Source organism: Streptomyces sp. Tu 3180 (genome assembly GCF_009852415.1).
In the GTDB taxonomy this organism is placed as follows: domain Bacteria; phylum Actinomycetota; class Actinomycetes; order Streptomycetales; family Streptomycetaceae; genus Streptomyces.
The window spans coordinates 4,078,034-4,096,866 of sequence record NZ_WOXS01000002.1 but is presented as its reverse complement, the minus strand read 5'-3'; the positions used below and the strand labels follow the sequence as shown (position 1 = coordinate 4,096,866).

The 18,833-nt window shown below is 73.8% G+C and carries 17 protein-coding genes; 11 read left to right on the top strand and 6 right to left on the bottom strand.

Annotated elements, in window-relative coordinates; all coding sequences use genetic code 11:
• Positions 1 to 143 precede the first annotated feature (143 nt).
• The 8 genes from GL259_RS19360 to GL259_RS19325 all read left to right on the top strand — a co-directional run bounded on the left by GL259_RS19360 (position 144) and on the right by GL259_RS19325 (position 10,571).
• Entirely contained in the window at positions 144 to 1,022 is an 879-nt protein-coding gene (locus GL259_RS19360) for a DUF2797 domain-containing protein (RefSeq protein ID WP_159534486.1), read from the top strand.
• A 70-nt stretch (positions 1,023 to 1,092) separates the two neighbouring features.
• Positions 1,093 to 1,995 carry an amidohydrolase family protein gene (locus tag GL259_RS19355; protein WP_159534484.1) on the top strand — a complete coding sequence of 301 codons (903 nt, stop codon included), beginning with the start codon at positions 1,093 to 1,095 and terminating at the stop codon, positions 1,993 to 1,995.
• 101 nt (positions 1,996 to 2,096) lie between these two features.
• Complete coding sequence (locus GL259_RS19350; RefSeq protein WP_166461530.1) at positions 2,097 to 2,837, top strand: response regulator transcription factor; 741 nt, start codon at positions 2,097 to 2,099, stop codon at positions 2,835 to 2,837.
• Complete coding sequence (locus GL259_RS19345) at positions 2,834 to 4,411, top strand: HAMP domain-containing sensor histidine kinase (protein WP_159534482.1); 1,578 nt, start codon at positions 2,834 to 2,836, stop codon at positions 4,409 to 4,411. Before GL259_RS19350 ends, GL259_RS19345 begins: the two co-directional genes overlap by 4 nt.
• A 14-nt stretch (positions 4,412 to 4,425) precedes the next feature.
• Complete coding sequence (locus GL259_RS19340) at positions 4,426 to 5,895, top strand: bifunctional glycosyltransferase family 2/GtrA family protein (protein ID WP_159534480.1); 1,470 nt, start codon at positions 4,426 to 4,428, stop codon at positions 5,893 to 5,895.
• Positions 5,892 to 8,033 carry a glycosyltransferase family 39 protein gene (locus tag GL259_RS19335; RefSeq protein ID WP_159534478.1) on the top strand — a complete coding sequence of 714 codons (2,142 nt, stop codon included), beginning with the start codon at positions 5,892 to 5,894 and terminating at the stop codon, positions 8,031 to 8,033. Before GL259_RS19340 ends, GL259_RS19335 begins: the two co-directional genes overlap by 4 nt.
• A 131-nt stretch (positions 8,034 to 8,164) precedes the next feature.
• Positions 8,165 to 9,703: an MFS transporter gene (locus GL259_RS19330; protein WP_159534476.1), complete on the top strand. Its 1,539-nt coding sequence runs from the start codon at positions 8,165 to 8,167 to the stop codon at positions 9,701 to 9,703.
• A gap of 94 nt (positions 9,704 to 9,797) precedes the next feature.
• Entirely contained in the window at positions 9,798 to 10,571 is a 774-nt protein-coding gene (locus tag GL259_RS19325) for a TetR/AcrR family transcriptional regulator (protein ID WP_159534474.1), read from the top strand.
• A 15-nt stretch (positions 10,572 to 10,586) separates the two neighbouring features.
• Here the strand turns inward: GL259_RS19325 and GL259_RS19320 are convergent, their stop codons facing one another.
• Positions 10,587 to 11,057: a PPOX class F420-dependent oxidoreductase gene (locus GL259_RS19320; protein ID WP_159534472.1), complete on the bottom strand. Its 471-nt coding sequence runs from the start codon at positions 11,055 to 11,057 to the stop codon at positions 10,587 to 10,589.
• Between the two features lie 60 nt (positions 11,058 to 11,117).
• A complete protein-coding gene (locus GL259_RS19315) occupies positions 11,118 to 11,486 on the bottom strand; it encodes an STAS domain-containing protein (protein WP_243762335.1) in 369 nt (122 codons plus the stop codon).
• Positions 11,487 to 11,718: 232 nt separating this feature from the next.
• Here GL259_RS19315 and GL259_RS19310 point away from each other — a divergent pair, with 232 nt between their 5' ends.
• Both GL259_RS19310 and GL259_RS19305 read left to right on the top strand, forming a co-directional pair.
• Positions 11,719 to 12,450, top strand: coding sequence for an ANTAR domain-containing protein (locus tag GL259_RS19310; protein WP_166461529.1), 732 nt, complete (start codon positions 11,719 to 11,721; stop codon positions 12,448 to 12,450).
• A gap of 46 nt (positions 12,451 to 12,496) precedes the next feature.
• Positions 12,497 to 13,198 (top strand): GAF and ANTAR domain-containing protein, encoded by a 702-nt coding sequence (locus GL259_RS19305; RefSeq protein WP_159534466.1) that lies wholly within the window; start codon positions 12,497 to 12,499, stop codon positions 13,196 to 13,198.
• Here GL259_RS19305 and GL259_RS19300 read toward each other — a convergent pair.
• The 3 genes from GL259_RS19300 to GL259_RS19290 form a co-directional block, all read right to left on the bottom strand.
• Positions 13,181 to 14,002: a YceI family protein gene (locus GL259_RS19300; protein WP_159534464.1), complete on the bottom strand. Its 822-nt coding sequence runs from the start codon at positions 14,000 to 14,002 to the stop codon at positions 13,181 to 13,183. The genes GL259_RS19305 and GL259_RS19300 overlap by 18 nt on opposite strands.
• Before the next feature lie 91 nt (positions 14,003 to 14,093).
• Positions 14,094 to 16,598, bottom strand: a complete 2,505-nt coding sequence (locus tag GL259_RS19295; protein WP_159534462.1) for an MFS transporter — start codon at positions 16,596 to 16,598, stop codon at positions 14,094 to 14,096.
• A gap of 13 nt (positions 16,599 to 16,611) precedes the next feature.
• Positions 16,612 to 17,133, bottom strand: a complete 522-nt coding sequence (locus GL259_RS19290) for a MarR family transcriptional regulator (RefSeq protein ID WP_159534460.1) — start codon at positions 17,131 to 17,133, stop codon at positions 16,612 to 16,614.
• A gap of 238 nt (positions 17,134 to 17,371) precedes the next feature.
• Between GL259_RS19290 and GL259_RS19285 the strand changes: the two genes are divergently transcribed.
• Positions 17,372 to 17,566, top strand: coding sequence for a hypothetical protein (locus GL259_RS19285; RefSeq protein ID WP_159534458.1), 195 nt, complete (start codon positions 17,372 to 17,374; stop codon positions 17,564 to 17,566).
• Between the two features lie 145 nt (positions 17,567 to 17,711).
• On the opposite strand, the gene GL259_RS19280 is transcribed toward GL259_RS19285, so the two are convergent.
• On the bottom strand, positions 17,712 to 18,614 hold the full coding sequence (locus tag GL259_RS19280; RefSeq protein ID WP_159534456.1) for an RNA polymerase sigma factor SigF: 903 nt from the start codon (positions 18,612 to 18,614) through the stop codon (positions 17,712 to 17,714).
• Between the last annotated feature and the right edge of the window lie 219 nt (positions 18,615 to 18,833).

Here is an 18,833-nt window from a genome sequence, read left to right as displayed (position 1 = left end):
GCACCCCCGGTGGCGCTCGGCACCTCGGGTGCGGGGCGTCCCGGGCGGTTCGCCGTCACCTCGTTCGCGCGCCGGAACCGGCCGTGCGGGACGGCGGTCCCCGCGGGGCGCGTTGTCGGTGACGGCCCCTACCCTCGACGGGGATGGCACAGGCGTGGAGGTGCTCGGGGCTGCGGTGGTCCGCGGACGGTCCCGTGCTGGTGTGGGACGGCGGGCGGCGCAGTGCGCTGCCCCGGGGGAAGCGGGTGGCCTTCGGGGTCGAGGAGGGGGGCGCGCGGACCTGCGTGGGGGCTCGGGGGCATCCGTGCCCGCTCGGGGCGGGGGTGCCGGGGCGCAGCAAGGGGGCGCGCTGCACGGAGTGCGCGCGGCTGGACCGGGCGCACTCCGTGGCCGCCGACACCCTGGCGGACGACCCGCGGCCCTACCGCGTCTACCTGGCGTGGTTCGGACCCGGGATGACCAAGGTCGGGATCACCGCGGTGGCGCGCGGTCCGGCGCGGCTGCTGGAGCAGGGGGCGGTCTGCTTCAGCTGGCTGGGGACCGGGCCGCTGATGGCGGCCCGGCGCACCGAGGAGCTGCTGCGCGCCGCGCTCGGGGTGCCCGACCGGATCCCCTCCACCGACAAGCGGGCGGTGCGCGCGGTGCTCCCCGGGACGGAGGCGGAACGGACCGCGGAGATCGCCGGGTTGCACGCGCGGGCGGTGGCGCTGGGCGGCTGGCCGGAGTCGCTCGCCCGGGAGCCGTTCCTGCCCGTCGACCACGCCGGGGTGTTCGGGCTGACGGGGACGCCGGCCGCCGTGGGGGAGGTGACCGAGCTGGTCGCGGGGGGCGCGGTGAGCGGGGAGCTGGTGGCCGCCGCCGGGCCGGACCTGCACCTGGCGACGGGCAACGGGGTGGTGGTGCTGGACACGCGGCTGCTGGCCGGGTGGGGACTGGTGCCGGCCGCGGGCGGGGAGCGGGGGTTCGACGTGCCGGTCAGGAGGCTCGGGGAGAGGCCGGAACCGCAGGACGGGCTGTTCTGAACCGGCCCGGTCCCGGAAAGCCCCTCCCCGGGGATGGACCGAGCGCTTGGTCAGGGGTGATCGTGGCGGCATGAGCGCTCACCCCGGCACGCGTGCCGAAGCCTGCGACGTCCGGCGTTTCTGGGAGGGGCTCGGGCTGCCCGGGCTCGTCGACGTGCACACGCACTTCATGCCGGAGCGGGTGCTGCGCAAGGTGTGGGCGTACTTCGACGGGCTCGGGCCGCTGACCGGCGGGGTCGAGTGGCCGATCACCTATCGCCGGGAGGAGGAGGAACGGGCCGCGCTGCTCAGGGAGTTCGGGGTCCGCGCCTTCACGGCCATGCTCTACCCGCACAAGCCGGGCATGGCCCGCTGGCTCAACGGCTGGGCGGTCGGCTTCGCCCGGCGCACGCCGGACTGCCTGCACACCGCGACGCTGTTCCCCGAGCCGGGGGCCGCGGACTACGTCCGGGAGGCCGTCGGGGCGGGGGCGCGGGTGTTCAAGGCGCACGTGCAGGTGGGCGCGTACGACCCGGCCGACGCGTTGCTGGACGAGGCCTGGGGGCTGCTCGCCGAGGCGGGTGTCCCGGTGGTGGTCCACTGCGGGTCGGGGCCCGCGCCCGGCAAGCACACCGGGCCCGAGCCGGTCGCGCGGGTGCTCGCCCGGCACCCCCGGCTGCGGCTGGTCGTCGCGCATCTCGGGATGCCCGAGTACGAGGACTTCCTGGACCTCGCCGAGCGGTACGGGGAGGTGCGGCTGGACACCACGATGGCGTTCACCGACTTCAGCGAACGCATGATGCCGTTCCCCCGGCGGGCCCTGCCCCGGCTCGCCGCCCTCGGCGACCGCGTCCTGCTCGGCTCCGACTTCCCCAACATCCCGTATCCGTACCTCCACCAGCTCCACGCGCTGGAGCGGCTGGGGCTCGGGGACGGGTGGCTGAGGGCGGTGTGCCACGACAACGCGGCCCGGCTCTTCGGCCTGCCCGGCTGACCCGGGCGCCGGTCCGCGGCCGGACGCCCCCTGCGCGTTTCTCAGCGAAAACACAGATTGCCGAAAGGGCGCTCTCAGAGGCCGCCGACATCGTGTGCGGCATGACCACGATCTCGCCCCAGGGGCGCACCGAACTGCTGAGGCCGGACGGGAGCCCCGTCCGCGTGCTTGTGGTGGACGACGAGCAGTCGATCACCGAACTGCTGTCCATGGCCCTGCGGTACGAGGGCTGGCAGATCCGCAGCGCGGGGGACGGCCAGGGCGCCCTGAGGGCCGCGCGGGAGTTCCGGCCCGACGCCGTCGTCCTGGACATGATGCTGCCGGACATGGACGGGCTGGCCGTCCTCGGGCGGCTGCGCCGCGGACTGCCGGACGTGCCCGTGCTGTTCCTGACCGCCAAGGACGCCGTCGAGGACCGTATCGCCGGGCTGACCGCGGGCGGGGACGACTACGTCACCAAGCCGTTCAGCCTGGAGGAGGTCGTCGCCCGGCTGCGCGGCCTGATCCGGCGCTCCGGCGCGGCCGACCGGCGGTCCGAGTCGATGCTGGTCGTCGGCGACCTCACCCTCGACGAGGACAGCCACGAGGTCACCCGGGCCGGGGAGAACATCCACCTCACCGCCACCGAGTTCGAGCTGCTGCGCTTCCTCATGCGCAACCCGCGGCGCGTGCTCAGCAAGGCGCAGATCCTCGACCGGGTCTGGTCGTACGACTTCGGCGGGCAGGCCAACGTCGTCGAGCTGTACATCTCGTACCTGCGCAAGAAGATCGACGCGGGCCGGGACCCGATGATCCACACCCGGCGCGGCGCCGGATACATGATCAAGTCCGCGGTCTCGTGAGCGGGCGGCGACGACCGCGCCCGCGGACGCTGCGGACGCGGCTCGTCGTCGCGTCCGTGGCGCTGATCGCGGTGGTGTGCGCGGTGATCGGCACGGTGACGACGCTCGCGCTGCGGTCGCACCTGTACGAGCAGCTGGACGGGCAGTTGCACGAGGTCGCGGCCCGGGTGTCCGGCTCCGGGCCGCCCGGCGACCCCGAGGCCGGCGGCGGGGGCGAGGGCCCCCGGTGGATGGACCTCGACGAATTCGTCACGCACGGACCGCAGCCGCGCGGCACGATCGTCGCCGAGGTGCGGGGCGGAGCCGTCGTCGACGCCCGGACCGGCAGGGAGTCCGACGAGAGCACCGACATCAGCGGCATGGAGGCGGTCCCCCTCTCCGGGGCGCAGCGGGCCGTGCTGGGGGCCGTCCCCCGGGACGGCGAGGCGCACACCGCCGAGGTTCCCGGCCTGGGCGGCTACCGCGTGGAGTACCGCACCGGCGCCGACGGCGGCTACTACGCCGCCGTCCCGACCTCCGGCGTCACCGGCACCATCAACACCCTGGTCCTCGTGGAGGCCAGCGTCACCGCCGCCGGCCTCGTCGCCGCCTCCCTGGCCGGAACGGTCATCGTCGGCGTCGCCACCCGGCCCCTGCGCAAGGTCGCCACCACCGCCACCCGCGTGTCCGAACTGCCGCTGCACGCCGGTGAGGTGAACCTCGAGGAGCGGGTCCCGGAGTCCGAGTGCGACCCGCACACCGAGGTCGGCCGGGTCGGCGCGGCGCTGAACCGGATGCTCGACCACGTCCACGGCGCGCTGCACGCCCGTCAGGAGAGCGAGACGCGGGTGCGGCAGTTCGTCGCGGACGCCAGCCACGAGCTGCGCACGCCGCTGGCCTCCATCCGCGGCTACGCCGAACTCACCCGGCGCGGACGGGAGGAGGTCGGCCCCGACACCCGGCACGCGCTGCGGCGGATCGAGTCCGAGGCGGGCCGGATGACCCTGCTCGTCGAGGACCTGCTGCTGCTGGCCCGCCTGGACGCCGGGCGGCCCCTCCGGTTCGAGGAGACGGACCTCGTGCCGCTCGTCGTGGACACGGTCAGCGACGCCCGCGCGGCCGGCCGGGACCACGTCTGGCGGCTGGAGCTGCCCGACGATCCCGCGCCGGTGCTCGCCGACGCCGCCCGGCTCCAGCAGGTGCTCGTCAACCTGCTCGCCAACGCCCGCACCCACACCCCGCCGGGGACCACCGTCACCGCCCGGGTGCGCCGGCACGGCGACCTGCTCCGGGTGGACGTGGCGGACGACGGGCCCGGCATCGCGCCCGAGCTGCTCCCGCGCGTCTTCGAGCGGTTCGCGCGCGGCGACTCGGCACGCACCCGCGCCACCGGGTCGACGGGCCTGGGGCTGGCCATCGTGCAGGCCGTGGCGGCCGCGCACGGCGGTGCCGTGACCGTCGACAGCGTGCCCGGCAGGACCGTGTTCACCCTCCACCTGCCCGCCGTGGCGCCCCGGCCGGACCCCCCGGCGCACCCGGTGCGGTGCTCACAGGCACGGCACAGCGTCACCACACGGGCACGACAGGGCGGTTGAGGAGAGTCGGTTCCATGCGAACCGATTCCTCTCCCGGCACCCTGCCGGCGCGGGAGCACCTCCCGGCCGCCGGAGCCGGTACGCCGGTCCTGGACGTAGTGATCCCCGTCTACAACGAGGAGAAGGACCTCCAGCCGTGCGTCCGCAGACTGCACGAGCACCTCACCCGCACCTTCCCCTACGCCTTCCGCATCACGATCGCGGACAACGCGTCCACGGACAGCACCCCGCACGTGGCCGGGCGGCTGGCGCAGCGGATGGCGGGGGTCAGGTCCGTCCGGCTGGAGCAGAAGGGACGCGGCCGGGCGCTGCGGACCGTCTGGTCGGCCTCGGACGCCCCCGTCCTCGCCTACATGGACGTGGACCTGTCCACCGACCTCAACGCGCTGCTGCCCCTGGTGGCCCCGCTGATCTCCGGCCACTCGGACCTCGCCATCGGCTCCCGGCTGAGCCGGAGCTCCCGGGTCGTGCGCGGCGCCAAGCGGGAGTTCATCAGCCGTTCCTACAACCTGATCCTGCGCGGTTCGCTCCAGGCGCGGTTCTCCGACGCGCAGTGCGGATTCAAGGCGATCCGCCGTGACGTGGCCCAGGTGCTGCTGCCCCTGGTGGAGGACAGCGGCTGGTTCTTCGACACCGAACTGCTGGTCCTCGCCGAGCGGGCGGGGCTGCGGATCCACGAGGTGCCGGTCGACTGGGTCGACGACCCCGACTCGACCGTGCACATCGTGCGGACGGCGACCGACGACCTCAAGGGCGTGTGGCGGGTCGGCAGGGCACTGGCCACCGGCTCGCTGCCGCTGGACCGGCTGGCGCGTCCCTTCGGCGACGATCCGCGCGACCGGGACATCGAGGACGTGCCGCAGGGACTGGCCCGCCAGTTGGTCGGTTTCTGCGTCGTCGGGGCGCTGTCCACCCTCTTCTATCTGCTTCTCTACAGCGGCTTCAGGACCTTCACCGGTTCCCAGACCGCCAACGGGCTCGCCCTGCTGGTCTCGGCGGTCGCCAACACCGCCGCCAACCGGCGGCTCACCTTCGGCGTGCGCGGGCGCGGCGGCGCGGTACGGCACCAGGCGCAGGGGCTGGTCGTCTTCGGCATCGGCCTCGCCCTGACCAGCGGTTCGCTCGCCGCGCTGAACACGGCGACGGCCGAACCCGCCCACTCCACCGAGCTGGCGGTCCTGATCGCCGCCAACCTCGCGGCGACGGTGCTGCGGTTCCTGCTCTTCCGGGCGTGGGTGTTCCCCGAGCGCGGGCACGCCGGGGCGTGCGCACCCGCGGGGACCCCCACGGAGCGGCACCGCACGCCGGACGCCCGGGCGGCCCACGGGACCGGCGCGTCCCCCGCCTGCGCCCCCGTCCCCGACGGTTCCTGGCGGGACACGACCGTGCACCTCCGGCCGGTCCGCCCGGCGCTCCCGACCCGGCCGGCCGGTCCGGCCGGTCCGTCCCGTTCCTCCGACAACGACCCGAGGGGCTCCCGATGACCACGCAGTACGACCGGACGAGTCCCCCGGCGGGGCCGGCCGACCGGGAAGCGCCCGCGGCGGCGCCCGGGCACGCGGCCACCGCGCCGGACGAACCGGGGCGGCCCCCCGCCCGCGGGCCGCGGCGCGGCCGGCCCGGGGACCCCCGCTGGGCGCGGCCGGCCCTCCTCGGCCTGCTGCTGGCGACCGGTCTGCTCTACCTGTACGACCTGAGCGCCTCCGGGTACGCCAACTCCTTCTACTCGGCGGCCGTGCAGGCGGGCAGCCAGTCCTGGAAGGCGTTCTTCTTCGGCTCGCTGGACGCGGCGAACGCCATCACCGTGGACAAGCCCCCGGCCTCGCTGTGGCCGATGGGACTCTCCGTCAGGATGTTCGGGCTGAACTCCTGGGCGATCCTCGTGCCCGAGGTGCTCATGGGCGTCGGCACGGTCGCCGTCGTGCACGCGGCGGTGCGCCGTCGCTCCGGCCCGGCGGCCGCCCTGCTCGCGGGGGCCGTGCTCGCGCTCACCCCGGTCGCGGCGCTGATGTTCCGGTTCAACAACCCGGACGCGCTGCTGGCGCTGCTGATGTCCCTCGCCTGCTACCTCGTCGTCCGGGCCCTGGAGGACGGCCGTACGAAGTGGCTGGTGTGGGCCGGGGCCGTGATCGGCTTCGCCTTCCTCGCCAAGACCCTCCAGGCGTTCCTGATCCTCCCGCCGCTCGCACTGGTCTACGGTCTCTGCGCTCCGGTGCGGCCGGGGAAGCGACTGGGGCAGCTGGCGCTGGCGGCCGTCGCGCTGGTCGTCTCCGGCGGCTGGTGGGTGGCGGTCGTCGAGCTGTGGCCCGCGTCCTCGCGTCCGTACGTCGGCGGTTCGCAGAACAACAGCTTCCTGGAGCTGACCTTCGGCTACAACGGCCTCGGCCGGCTCAACGGCGAGGAGACCGGCAGCGTCGGCGGGGGCGGCGGTGGCACCGGTGGCGGGCAGTGGGGCGAGACCGGCTGGGACCGGATGTTCAGCTCCGAGATCGGCGGCCAGATCTCCTGGCTGCTGCCCGCCGCGCTGATCCTGCTCGTCGCGGGTCTCGTCCTCACCCGCGGGGCCGGGCGGACCGACCCGGCCCGCAGCTCCCTGCTGGTCTGGGGCGGCTCGCTGCTGACGACCACGCTGGTCTTCAGCTTCATGGCGGGCATCTTCCACCAGTACTACACGGTGGCCCTCGCCCCCTACCTGGCGGCCGTGGTCGGCATGGGCGCGGCGGCCCTGTGGGGGAAGCGGCGGGCCGTCCCGGCCGCGCTCACCCTCGCCGCCGCCGTCACGGCCACCGCGGCCTGGGGCTACGTGCTGCTGAACCGCACGCCCGGCTACCTGCCGTGGCTGAAGTGGCTGGTCCTGGTCGGCGGGCTGGTCGCGGCGCTCGGTCTGGTCTTCGCGGGCCGGGCGGGGCGGCCGCTGGCGCTGGCGGCGGCCGGGCTGGGGCTGGCGGCCTCGCTGGCCGGTCCGGCCGCGTACACGGTCAGCACGGTGCAGCAGGGCCACACCGGTTCCATCGTCACGGCCGGTCCCGCCGGGGCGGGCATGGGCGGCATGGGCGGCGGGGGCGGTCCGGGAGGCGGTCCCGGCGGCGGCCCGACGGGCCGGAACGGCCAGACCCCGCCGGGAGCGGGCACCGGCGGCTTCCCCGGCGGCGGCCCGACGGGCCGGAACGGCCAGGTTCCGCAGGACGGCACCGGCAACAGCGCCGAGGCCGGTCCGCCGGGCGGCCGCGCCGGCGGCGGCATGGGCGGGCTGCTCGGCGGCGCGAGCGTCGACTCCGAGGCGAAGGAGCTGCTGGAAGCGGACGCCGGGGACTACACCTGGGCGGCCGCCGCGATCGGCGCCCAGAACGCCGCGAGCTACCAACTCGCCACCGGCGAGCCCGTGATGGCGATCGGCGGTTTCAACGGGACCGACCCGTCCCCGACCCTGTCCCGGTTCCAGCGGTACGTGGCGGAAGGGAGGATCCACTACTTCGTCTCCGGCGGCGCGATGGGCGGCGGAGCGGGCGGGGACGACTCCGGCAGCTCCGCGCGGATCGCCTCGTGGGTGGCGGAGAACTTCGAGGAGGTCACGGCCGGGTCGGCCACCTTCTACGACCTCACGCAGAGGACGAGCGACTGACGGTCGCGCGCCCGGGCGGGGAGAGGGCGGTGGCACGGCCCCGGGCCGGCCACCGCCCTCTCCCGGCTCCGGGCCGTGCCGCGGCGCCGACCGGTTGTACGGTGTATAGGGCCCGTTCTACGCTGTACGGCATGACGACGCCCCCTCGGGAGCACACCCCCGACCGCTTCCCGGACCAGGGCCGGCGGACCCCGCCGCCCGAGCAGCTCCAGGGCCACTCCCGGCGCTGGCTGATCCTCGGTGTCATCTGCCTCGCCCAGCTCACCGTGCTGCTGGACAACACCGTCCTGAACGTGGCGATCCCCTCGCTCACCCGGGAGATGGGCGCGTCGACCGCCGACATCCAGTGGATGATCAACGCGTACTCCCTGGTGCAGTCGGGTCTGCTGCTCACCGCGGGCAACGCCGCCGACCGCTACGGCCGCAAGCGGATGCTGATCGTGGGCCTGACCCTGTTCGGCGCGGGGTCGCTGGTGGCCGGACTGGCCGAGTCGTCCGGCCAGCTGATCGCGGCGCGGGCCGGCATGGGCGTCGGCGGCGCGCTGCTGCTGACCACGACCCTCGCCGTGGTGATGCAGATCTTCACGCCCGAGGAGCAGCCGAGGGCGATCGGCGTCTGGGCCGCCGTCAACTCGCTCGGCTTCGCGGCGGGGCCGCTGGTCGGCGGGTTCATCCTGAACCACTTCTGGTGGGGCGCGATCTTCCTGGTCAACCTGCCGGTCGTGGCCCTCGCCCTGGTCGCCGTGGCGGTCTGCGTCCCCGAGTCCGGGAGCCGGCAGGGCGACCGCCCCGACCTGGTCGGCGCCGTGCTCTCCACCATCGGCATGGCGGCCCTGGTCTACGCGATCATCTCCGGCCCCGAGCACGGCTGGACCTCGGTCCGGGTGTCGGCCACGGCGGCCGCGGCCGTGCTGGTCCTCGGCGCCTTCGCGTTCTGGGAGAGCCGGATCCCGCATCCGATGCTCGACCCGCACTTCTTCCGCAACCGCCGGTTCACGGCGTCGGTCGGCGGACTGGTGCTGATCACCTTCGGCATGGGCGGCGGGCTCTTCCTGCTCACCCAGTACCTCCAGTTCGTCCTCGGCTACGGCCCCCTGGAGGCGGGCCTGCGCACCGCGCCGATGGCCCTGACCGTCGTCGCCCTCAACTTCACCGGCGTGGCCACGAAGTGGTCGGCGAAGTCGGGCGTCCCGGTCTCCATCGCCCTCGGCATGGCGCTGATGGCGGGCGGTCTGGTGTCGATCGCCACGCTCACCGGCCACGGCTACGCCGGCACACTGCTCGGCCTGGTCCTGATCGGGACCGGCACGGCGATCGGCAGCCCGGTGATGTCGCACGCGATCATGAGTTCCATCCCCCGCGAGAAGGCCGGCGTCGGGGCCGGGATCAACGGCACCCTCGCCGAGTTCGGCAACGGGCTCGGGGTCGCCGTGCTGGGCGCGGTGCTCAACGCGCGGTTCGCGGCACTGGTTCCGGTGGCGGCGACCTCGCTCCCGGCGGCGCTGGCCGCGGCGGACTCGGAGGGCGAGCGGGGGCGGATCACCGGCGCGTTCTCCTCCGGACTGGAGACGAGTCTGCTGATGGGGGCGCTGGCCGTGCTGCTCGGCGGACTGATCGCCGCGGCGTTGCTGCACCGGGCGGGCCGGGCAGAATCCGGGGAGAAGGCCTGACGGCCGGCTCCGCCCGGACGGGAGGGGCCCGTCTGCGCGCCCCCGGCGGGGGTACCCAGCACGACCGGCGTCGGCGAGTCGAGGAAGGTGCGCCATGGTGAGGTCAGGCCGGCGGTCCGAGAGGGCGGCGCGGACCAGCGTCTGGCTGGAGGGCGGGGACCGCCGGGGCGGGCGCGGCGGCGGGCAGCCGTCGGGACTGGACCGGCAGCGGATCACCGAGGCCACCGTCCGGCTGCTGGACGCCGAGGGCCTGGCCAGGTTCTCCATGCGGCGGCTCGCGGCCGAGCTGAACGTGACGGCGATGTCCGTCTACTGGTACGTCGACACCAAGGACGACCTGCTGGAACTCGCCCTGGACGCGGCCTTCGGCGGACTCGCGCTGCCCGACCCGGCCGCCGACGAGGACTGGCGCGACCAACTGCGCACGCTCGCGCGGGAGTACCGCACCCTCCTGGTGCGCCATCCCTGGCTGTCGGCGCTGGCCGGGAGCTTCCTCAACATCGGTCCCAACGCGCTGTCGTTCTCCCGGGCGGTCCAGCAGGTCGTCCGCAGGACGGGCCTGCCCGAGCACGAGCTGACCGGGGCCATCTCCGCCGTCTTCCAGTTCGTGTACGGCTACGGCACGATCGAGGGCCACTTCCACGCCCGCGTCGCCGTCACGGGCATGACCCCCGACGAGTACCACCGGCACGCCATGCGCGAGGTGACGCGGTCGCCGGACGCCGCCGAGGTCGTCCAGGGGTCCACGAGGATCATGGAGGCCCGCGGCGGCGACACGGTCGAGGAGATGCTGGAACGGGACTTCGCCTTCGCCCTGGACCTGCTGGTCGCGGGCATCGAGGCGATGGTGGCCCGCAGCCGGGACTGAGGGGCCGGGGCGGGTCTACTCCCCCTCGACCAGCCGGGCCGGGAACCCGCCGGTCGCCACCGGGCCCCACCGCTCGGGGGTGATCCGGATGATCGACTTGCCCTGCTTGACCATGGCCGCCCGGTACTCGTCCCAGTCGGGGTGCTCCCCGGCGATGTTCCGGTAGTACTCCACCAGCGGTTCCACCGAGTCGGGCGCGTCCACGACCTCGGCCGTGCCGTCGATCTGCACCCAGGGGCCGTTCCAGTCGTCGCTCAGCACGATCAGGCTCACCCGCGGGTCCCTCTTGGCGTTGCGGGTCTTGGCGCGCTCCGGGTACGTGGACACCACGATCCGGCCGGAGTCGTCGACCCCGCAGGTCAGCGGCGAGCCCTGGGGGCCGCCGTCGGCCCGCCGGGTCAGCAGGACCGCGCGGTGCCGGGGCCGTACGAAGTCCAGCAACTCGTCCAGGGAGACACGGGTGTTCGTCGCGATGTTCGGTGCCATGGCGCCAGCCTAGGCACACCCGGGCGGACCCGGGCGGAACCGGGCCGTCCACGCGTGCGCCTAGGCCGCCATCGCCTCCGGCAGGTTGTCGTAGACGGGGACGTCGCGGCGCAGGCCGGTCAGCTCCAGGACGCGGCTCGCCAGGCCGTCCGGGAGGGCCACCACGTGCACGCGGGTGCCGGGACGCAGCAGCAGGCGCACCTCGTTGATGAGGCGGACGCCCTGGGAGTCCATGAAGTGGGTGGGGGTCAGGTCGAGGACCAGGACCTGCGGCGGGCCGCCGGGACGGGTGCGGGTCCTGGACACGATCAGCGGCAGCAGGCCGGAGGCGGTGGAGAAGTCGATCTCCGGCGGAAAGGGGAACAGCACGCGCTCGGAGGGATCACGCGGCTCGGAAGGGGAAGGGGAAAGGAAGGTCACGGCACTCACCTGACAGATGTTCGTCCGGATTCCGGTAAGGCCGCTTCCTGACCCGTGCGGCCATTGCACCATGCCGAAGGGGCCGGGCGAAAGCGGACTCCTGGGACGATCACCACCAGGACGTACGCCGCAGGTCCGGGCGTCACCTCCCGGCAAACGAGCGGCTAAAGTTCTGTACGTCCTGTGCTCGCAGTCAGGAATGTGCTGCGGAGCTCTCCTGCGCACGGCCGTGTGGCCGTGCATGCCGAAGAGGTTCGTGGTGGCTGCGTCCGAGTTTCCCGATTCGCCCTGTTTTCCGGTTGGTGTCGACCTGGCGGAAGCACTGACGGAAGCGGCCCGGCGGCTCCACGAGACACCCACCCCGGACTCCACCCTGGACACCGCGGTCCGCCTCGCGGTGGACCTCGTGCCCGGTGCCGAGCACGCCGGCATCTCCCTCATCGAGCGGGACAACCGGCGCCGCACGCTCGCCTGGACCGACGAGATCGTGCTCGCCGCCGAGGACGGGCACCCGGCGGGTGACCACCGGCCGTACTGGCAGCGCCTGTGGACCGCCCCGGTGGTCGAGGTCGCGGACAGCCGGGGCGACGAGAGCGAGGACGCGCTGGCCGGACTGGGCCTGCGGTCGGTGCTGTCGCTGCGGCTGCGCGCCGACCGCCGCCGGCTGACCGTGCTCACCGCCTACGCCCGCAAGCCGCGCGCCTTCGACGAGGCGGCGCTCCGGATCGGCCGGCTGTTCACCGCGCACGTCGGCATCGCCCTGGAGGCCGCCACCGTGCGCGAGCAGCTCACCGAGGCCATGCGCACCCGGGACCTGATCGGACAGGCCACCGGCATCCTCATGGAGCGCCTGGACATCGACGCGGCCGGGGCCTTCGACAGCCTGGTGCGGGCCTCGCAGCGGGAGAACGTGAAGCTGCGCGACCTCGCCCGCCGCATCGTCGACGCGCACGAGTCCCCCGACGCCCGGTGACCCGTCCGCGGGCGTGGGCGGCCGCCCACGGGATATCCGTACGGTCATGAGTTCCGAGAGATCCGACACGCTCGACCAGGCGATGGTGCGCAGCAGTGGTCTCGACACGCTGCTGCGTGATCTGACCGACCGTGCGGTGCGGGAGGTGCCCGGCGCCGCCGCGTGCAGCATCACGGTGCGCCGTGCCGACCGGCTGCTGACCCTGGCGGGCAGCGCGGGCCTGCCGAGCGGACTGGACCAGCGGCAGTACGAGAACGGCGCGGGCCCCTGCGTGGCGGCCGCCGACACCGGTACCGAGCAGTACGCCCCCGACCTGGCCACCGAGACCCGCTGGCCCGCGTACACGCGGTACGCGCTGGCCACCGGGGTGCGCACGGTGCTGGCGGTCCCGCTGGGCGTGGCGGAGGAGTCCGGCGCCGCGCTCAACCTCTACGGCGAGCGTCCCGGCGCGCTCGCCCCCGGACGGGAGGCGGCCCGCGCCTTCGCGGTCCGGGTGACGGACGCCGTCACCACCGCCCTGCGCATAGAGCGCGGCCGGCAGTCCGCCGCCGACGTCCGCACCGCCCTGCTCTCGCGCAGCGTCATCGACCAGGCGATCGGCATCCTCATGGCCCGCGAACGGATCGACGCGGGCCGGGCCCTGGAGCGGCTGCGCCGCGTCTCGCAGGACCGGAACATCAAACTCCGCGATCTGTGCGCCCGGGTGGTGGAGCGCACCGCCGACGGGTCCTCAGACGGCCGGGAGTGACGTCCCCCGCACCGCCTGGACGTCCAGTTCCACCCTGAGCGTCGTGCCGATGGCCGCGATGCCCGCCTGGAGGACCTGGTTGTAGTTCATCGCGAAGTCCTCGCGCCTCAGTTCGGCCGTGGCGCGGAACGCCGCCCGTGTGCCGCCCCACGGGTCCGGCCCGGTGCCGAGGTACGCCAGGTCCAGGTCGACCGGCCGGACGACACCGCGCATCGTCAGCTCGCCGTGGACCGTCCAGCGGTCGGACCCGGCCGCGGTCAGGCCGGTGGACCGGTAGGTGATCTCGGGGTACCGCTCGGCGTCCAGGAAGTCCGCCGAGCGCAGATGGGCGTCGCGCACGCCGTTGCCGGTGTCGATGGAGGCCGCCCGGATCACCGCCTCCACCCGGGACCCGGCGGCCTCCTCCGGCGTGATCTCCAGCGCGGCGGAGAAGTCGGTGAACCGGCCGCGCACGCTGGAGATGCCCAGGTGCCGGGCGACGGCGGCCACGCTCGAGTGCGCGGGGTCCACGGTCCACGGACCGGGCGGCGGCAGCTCGGTGCCGCCCTGCCGGGCCAGGACGACCGTCCCGACCTCGGCCCGCCCGCTCGCCGTGACGATCGCGCTGGCCGCGGCGGGCGCGTGACCGACGGCGGTGACGACGACGGTGTAGGAGCCCGGGGCCAGCGCGGTGGCGTCCCGGACGGCGCCCTCGGCGTCCGCCCCGGCGCGCAGCACCTGCGTGCCGGTCGCGTCGGTCACCGTGACGACCGCGTGCGGCACGGCCCACCCGTCCCGGGTACGGATCCTCGCGGTCAGTGGCATCCCGTTCTCTCCCTGCAAGGCATGACGGATCGTTCGTCGTGGGAACCGGCCCGCGGCGGGACGCGCGCGCCCGCCGCGGGCCGGGGTCCGGCTACTCGCCCGGGTGGGCGAGCTCGATGTCGTGGTCGTCGGCTCCGCCGCCGGCGACCGTCACCGTGGTGGCCACCGGCGGGTAGCCCGTGGCGATGACGGTGTACTCGCCGCCGTCCAGGTCGGCGAAGGCGTACGCCCCGTCCGCGCCGGTCGTCGCCGTGCCGACCACGTTCCCGGCCGCGTCGACCAGGGTCACCCGGGCGTCGGCCAGCGGCCCGTGCGGGGCGCGGACGACGCCCCGCATCCGGGCGCCGGTCTCCAGCTCGACCTCGACCCGGGTCACCCCGGTGCCGCCCACCTCGACCGGCAGCGCGCGCGGCCGGTACCCGGCGGCGTTCACCGCGACGGTCACCGCGCCCGGCACCAGCTCGGTGAAGGAGAAGTCGCCCTGCTCACCGGTGTTCCCGGTGGCCAGCAGGTCCCCGCGCACATCGGTGACGATCACCATCGCGTCCGGCACCGGGAGCCCGCCGTCGGCGGCCCGGACCAGACCGGTCAGACCGCTGGTCCCGCCGAGCAGGACGTCGTGGGAGACGGGCTCGCCGTTCACCACGATCGTGGACGCCTGCGGCTGGTGGCCGTCGGCGGAGGCGATCAGCACGTACGACCCGGCCCCGGGCGCGTCCAGCGCGTAGGAACCGTCGGCCTGCGCCACCGACCGGCCCAGCTGGCGCCCGGACAGCGAGATCAGCGTGACGGCGGCCTGCGGCACGGGCGCGCTCTCGGCGCCCCGCACGACACCGCGCACCGGGATGCCGCCGCCGGCGGACTCCTCGGGGCGGGCGGCGGTGGCGACGGCGAACCGGTCCGGGGCCTCCTCGGCGGCCGGGGCGGCGGCCTCGGCGGCGGCCGGCATCGCGGCGGTGGCGGCGGCGGCCGGAGCCGCGGCCTGGGCGCCGCCCGGAGCGTCGGCCGCCTGGGCCAGGGCGCCCGCGGTGCGCAGCGGGACCTCCTTGATGAACAGGGTCACCAGGAAGCCGAGGAGGGCGATCGGCGCGACGTACAGGAAGATGTCGGCGATGCCGTGCCCGTAGGCGCTCTCCAGCCAGGTGCGGACGGGCGCGGGCAGCAGGTCCATGTCGGGGATCGCGCCGCCGCCGGCGGCCCGGGCGGCCGCCGCCCGGTTCTGCGGACTCAGCGTGCCGATGGTGTCCTCGGCGTAGTGGCTGATCCGGGAGGACATCACGGAGCCGAGCACCGAGACGCCCACCGCGCCGCCGAGGGACCGGAAGAAGGTCACGACCGACGAGGCCGCGCCCAGGTCGCCCGGGGCCACCTGGTTCTGCGTGCAGAGCACCAGGTTCTGCATCATCATGCCGACGCCGAGCCCCATCAGCGCCATGAAGAGCGCGATGTGCCAGTACGGGGTGTCGTAGCGCATGGTGCCCATCAGGCCCAGGCCCGCCGTCAGCAGCACACCGCCGACCAGCAGCCAGCTCTTCCACCTGCCGGTCTTGGTGATGATCAGGCCGGACACCGTGGACGACACGAACAGGCCGCCGATCATCGGGATCGTCATGACGCCCGACATGGTCGGGGACTGCCCCCGGGCCAGCTGGAAGTACTGGCTGAAGTAGACCGTGCCCGCGAACATCGCGATGCCGACGAACAGCGAGGCGAGCGACGCCAGGGTGATGGTGCGGTTCCGGAACAGCCGCAGCGGGATGATCGGCTCGGCGGCCCGGGACTCGACGAGGACGAAGACCAGCGTGAGGACGATCGCGCCGCCGACCATCGTGCACGTCTGCCAGGACATCCAGGCGTACTTGTCGTCGGCGAAGGTCACCCAGACGAGCAGCAGGCAGACGGCCGCGGTGACGAAGAAGGCGCCGGCCCAGTCGACCTTGACCTTGCGCTTGACCACCGGCAGGTCCAGCGTCTTCTGCAGCACGACGAGGGCGATCACCGCGAACGGCACGCCGACGTAGAGGCACCAGCGCCAGCCGAGCCAGCTGGTGTCGGTGATGACGCCGCCGAGCAGCGGTCCGCCGACGGTGGCGACGGCGAACGTCGCGCCCAGGTAGCCGGAGTAGCGCCCGCGCTCGCGCGGGGAGATCATCGCGGCCATGATGATCTGGGCCAGGGCGGACAGACCGCCGGCGCCCAGGCCCTGGATGACCCGGGCCGCGATCAGCGTGCCGGGGTTGTGCGCCATGCCGGCCACCACGGACCCGATGACGAAGACCACCAGGGCCATCTGGACCAGCGCCTTCTTGCTGACGAGGTCGGCGAGCTTGCCCCACAGGGGGGTGGACGCCGTCATCGCCAGCAGCGAGGCGGTGACGACCCAGGTGTAGGCGCTCTGGCCGCCGCCGAGGTCGGAGACGATCTCGGGCAGGGCGTTGGTGACGATGGTGGAGGACAGGATCGCGGCGAACATGCCGAGCAGCAGGCCCGACAGCGCCTCCATGATCTGCCGGTGCGTCATCGGAGAACGGCCTTCGGAGGAGCCTCCCCCGTGCTTGGCATGAGCCCGCACACCGGTCGGTGTGGTCGTTGCCATGGACTTCCTTCTCTTACGTGCTGCGTGTGCTTGCGGGTGTACGGGTGGTCCGTCCGGGTGCGGGAGGCGCCGGGCGGGGCGGCGGGGGAGCCGGACGGGTCGTGGCCCGGCCCTCGTGGAAGCTGTCCCTGAGCCGGGCCATGAGCTGGGTGAGCCGGCCGACCTCCTCGTCCGACCAGTCGCCCAGGCGCTCGGCGAGCAGCTGCGTGGTCCGCCGGAACAGTTCGTCGAGCTGCTCCTGGCCGGCGGGGGTGAGGCGCAGGATGCGGGAGCGCTTGTCGGCGGGGTCGGGGGAGCGTTCGATCCAGCCGCGCTCCGCCACGTGGGTGACGTGGCGGCTGGTGACCGACAGGTCCACGGAGAGCAGTTCGGCGAGCCTGCTCATGCGCATGTCGCCGTGGCGGCCGAGCAGCGCCAGCACGGCGGCGGAGCCGCTGTGGCAGTCGGCCGGCATGATCCGGCTCATCTCCCGCTTCACCGCGCCGAAGGCGCTGAACTGCCGGACCAGTTCCTCGTACTGCGCCTGCCCGGCCATGGCACCTCCCATTTGTTGCTTAGAGCAACCATAGAAGTTGATGGTTGCTACAGGCAATGAAAAAGGGGCGATGCGGCACAAAAACTTGGCAAAGGCAAGTAATCGCAAGAGTAAACACGCAGGTGAGCCGTGCGGAGCCGTCCGCCGGACCCGGCCGGCCCCGTCCGTCCGTGCGTCCGGCCCCGTGCTCCGGACCCCGCTTGGGCGCCCCGCCGGGGATTCGCTAGGGTCTCGGGGCATGGCTAACACCCAGGGCCCGCAGGGCAACCACGACCCCGCCGGCAGCACCCAGATGTTCCGTGCGTTCGTCGACGAGGCCCCGCAGGGGCGGCAGGCCGCCGCTTCGGGCGGTGGGCCGCGGATCGGTCTGATCGTCGGAATCGTCGTCGCCGTGGCGATCGTCGCGGCGGTGGCCTGGCTCGCGCTGAAGTAGCCCGGGCCGGAGGGACCGGAACACACGACGGCCGCCGTTGCGCCCGCGGAAGGAAGCGCCCCGGCGGCCCGTTGCCGTGTCCGGTCGTCGGTGTCCCGGTGCCGGTGCCTCGGCGTCAGTGCCTCGGCGCCGGCGCCTCGGGACCTCAGTCCGAGATGAGGCCCTCCCGCAGCTGGGACAGGGTCCGGGTCAGCAGCCGTGAGACGTGCATCTGGGAGATGCCGACCTCCTCGCCGATCTGCGACTGGGTCATGTTGGCGAAGAAGCGCAGCATGATGATCCGCCGCTCACGGGGCGGCAGCTTGGCCAGCAGGGGCTTGAGCGACTCCCGGTACTCCACGCCCTCCAGCGCCGTGTCCTCGTAGCCGAGCCGGTCCGCGAGCGAGCCCTCGCCGCCGTCGTCCTCGGGTGCCGGGGAGTCCAGCGAGGAGGCGGTGTAGGCGTTGCCGACCGCGAGGCCGTCGACCACGTCCTCCTCCGACACGCCCAGCGCGGTGGCGAGTTCGGTGACCGTCGGGGAGCGGTCCAGCTTCTGGGAGAGCTCGTCGCTGGTCTTCGTCAGCGCCAGGCGCAGCTCCTGCAGCCGGCGCGGCACCCGCACCGACCACGACGTGTCGCGGAAGAACCGCTTGATCTCGCCGACCACCGTCGGCATCGCGAACGTCGGGAACTCCACTCCCCGCTCGCAGTCGAAGCGGTCGATCGCCTTGATCAGTCCGATCGTGCCGACCTGGACGATGTCCTCCATCGGCTCGTTGCGCGAGCGGAAGCGGGCCGCCGCGTACCGGACCAGCGGGAGGTTGAGCTCGATCAGGGTGTCCCGGACGTAGGCACGCTCCGGGCTGTCCTCGTCGAGGACGGCGAGCCGCAGGAACAGGGAACGGGACAGGGTGCGGGTGTCGAGGGCCGCCGTGTCCGGGAGGTCCGGAACGGGCGTGGCCGGGAGGGCCGGGCCCTCGTCGATGGGGCCGAGTGCGTCGAGAGCATGGGGAGCTGTCTCGCTCTCCGCGAGCGTGAGCACCTTCGAGCTGCCCTGTTCTGCGGACATGCCACCCCCTTTGGGTCGCGGGACGGTCGCGGCGGACGCCCCCGTCCGGGGAACGCAGCCATCACCTGGAATACCGGCGCCGAGGCTCCGGCAAACGCGCTTCCCGCAGAATGTCACATGTCGGCAACGCGCTGTAGTGACATGTCGACATCCGAGATGCGAATCAGCCCTGGAAACAGGGGGTCTGACGGTCTTTCGGCCCAGAAACGCACAGAACAG

Bases quoted from the DNA above. Each gene is read 5' to 3' on its own strand.
- GL259_RS19360 (WP_159534486.1), top strand. From the start codon at position 144: ATGGCACAGGCGTGGAGGTGCTCGGGGCTGCGGTGGTCCGCGGACGGT.
- GL259_RS19355 (WP_159534484.1), top strand. From the start codon at position 1,093: ATGAGCGCTCACCCCGGCACGCGTGCCGAAGCCTGCGACGTCCGGCGT.
- GL259_RS19350 (WP_166461530.1), top strand. From the start codon at position 2,097: ATGACCACGATCTCGCCCCAGGGGCGCACCGAACTGCTGAGGCCGGAC.
- GL259_RS19340 (WP_159534480.1), top strand. From the start codon at position 4,426: ATGCGAACCGATTCCTCTCCCGGCACCCTGCCGGCGCGGGAGCACCTC.
- GL259_RS19335 (WP_159534478.1), top strand. From the start codon at position 5,892: ATGACCACGCAGTACGACCGGACGAGTCCCCCGGCGGGGCCGGCCGAC.
- GL259_RS19330 (WP_159534476.1), top strand. From the start codon at position 8,165: ATGACGACGCCCCCTCGGGAGCACACCCCCGACCGCTTCCCGGACCAG.
- GL259_RS19325 (WP_159534474.1), top strand. From the start codon at position 9,798: ATGGTGAGGTCAGGCCGGCGGTCCGAGAGGGCGGCGCGGACCAGCGTC.
- GL259_RS19320 (WP_159534472.1), bottom strand. From the start codon at position 11,057: ATGGCACCGAACATCGCGACGAACACCCGTGTCTCCCTGGACGAGTTG.
- GL259_RS19310 (WP_166461529.1), top strand. From the start codon at position 11,719: ATGCCGAAGAGGTTCGTGGTGGCTGCGTCCGAGTTTCCCGATTCGCCC.
- GL259_RS19305 (WP_159534466.1), top strand. From the start codon at position 12,497: ATGAGTTCCGAGAGATCCGACACGCTCGACCAGGCGATGGTGCGCAGC.
- GL259_RS19300 (WP_159534464.1), bottom strand. From the start codon at position 14,002: ATGCCACTGACCGCGAGGATCCGTACCCGGGACGGGTGGGCCGTGCCG.
- GL259_RS19295 (WP_159534462.1), bottom strand. From the start codon at position 16,598: ATGGCAACGACCACACCGACCGGTGTGCGGGCTCATGCCAAGCACGGG.
- GL259_RS19290 (WP_159534460.1), bottom strand. From the start codon at position 17,133: ATGGCCGGGCAGGCGCAGTACGAGGAACTGGTCCGGCAGTTCAGCGCC.
- GL259_RS19285 (WP_159534458.1), top strand. From the start codon at position 17,372: ATGGCTAACACCCAGGGCCCGCAGGGCAACCACGACCCCGCCGGCAGC.
- GL259_RS19280 (WP_159534456.1), bottom strand. From the start codon at position 18,614: ATGTCCGCAGAACAGGGCAGCTCGAAGGTGCTCACGCTCGCGGAGAGC.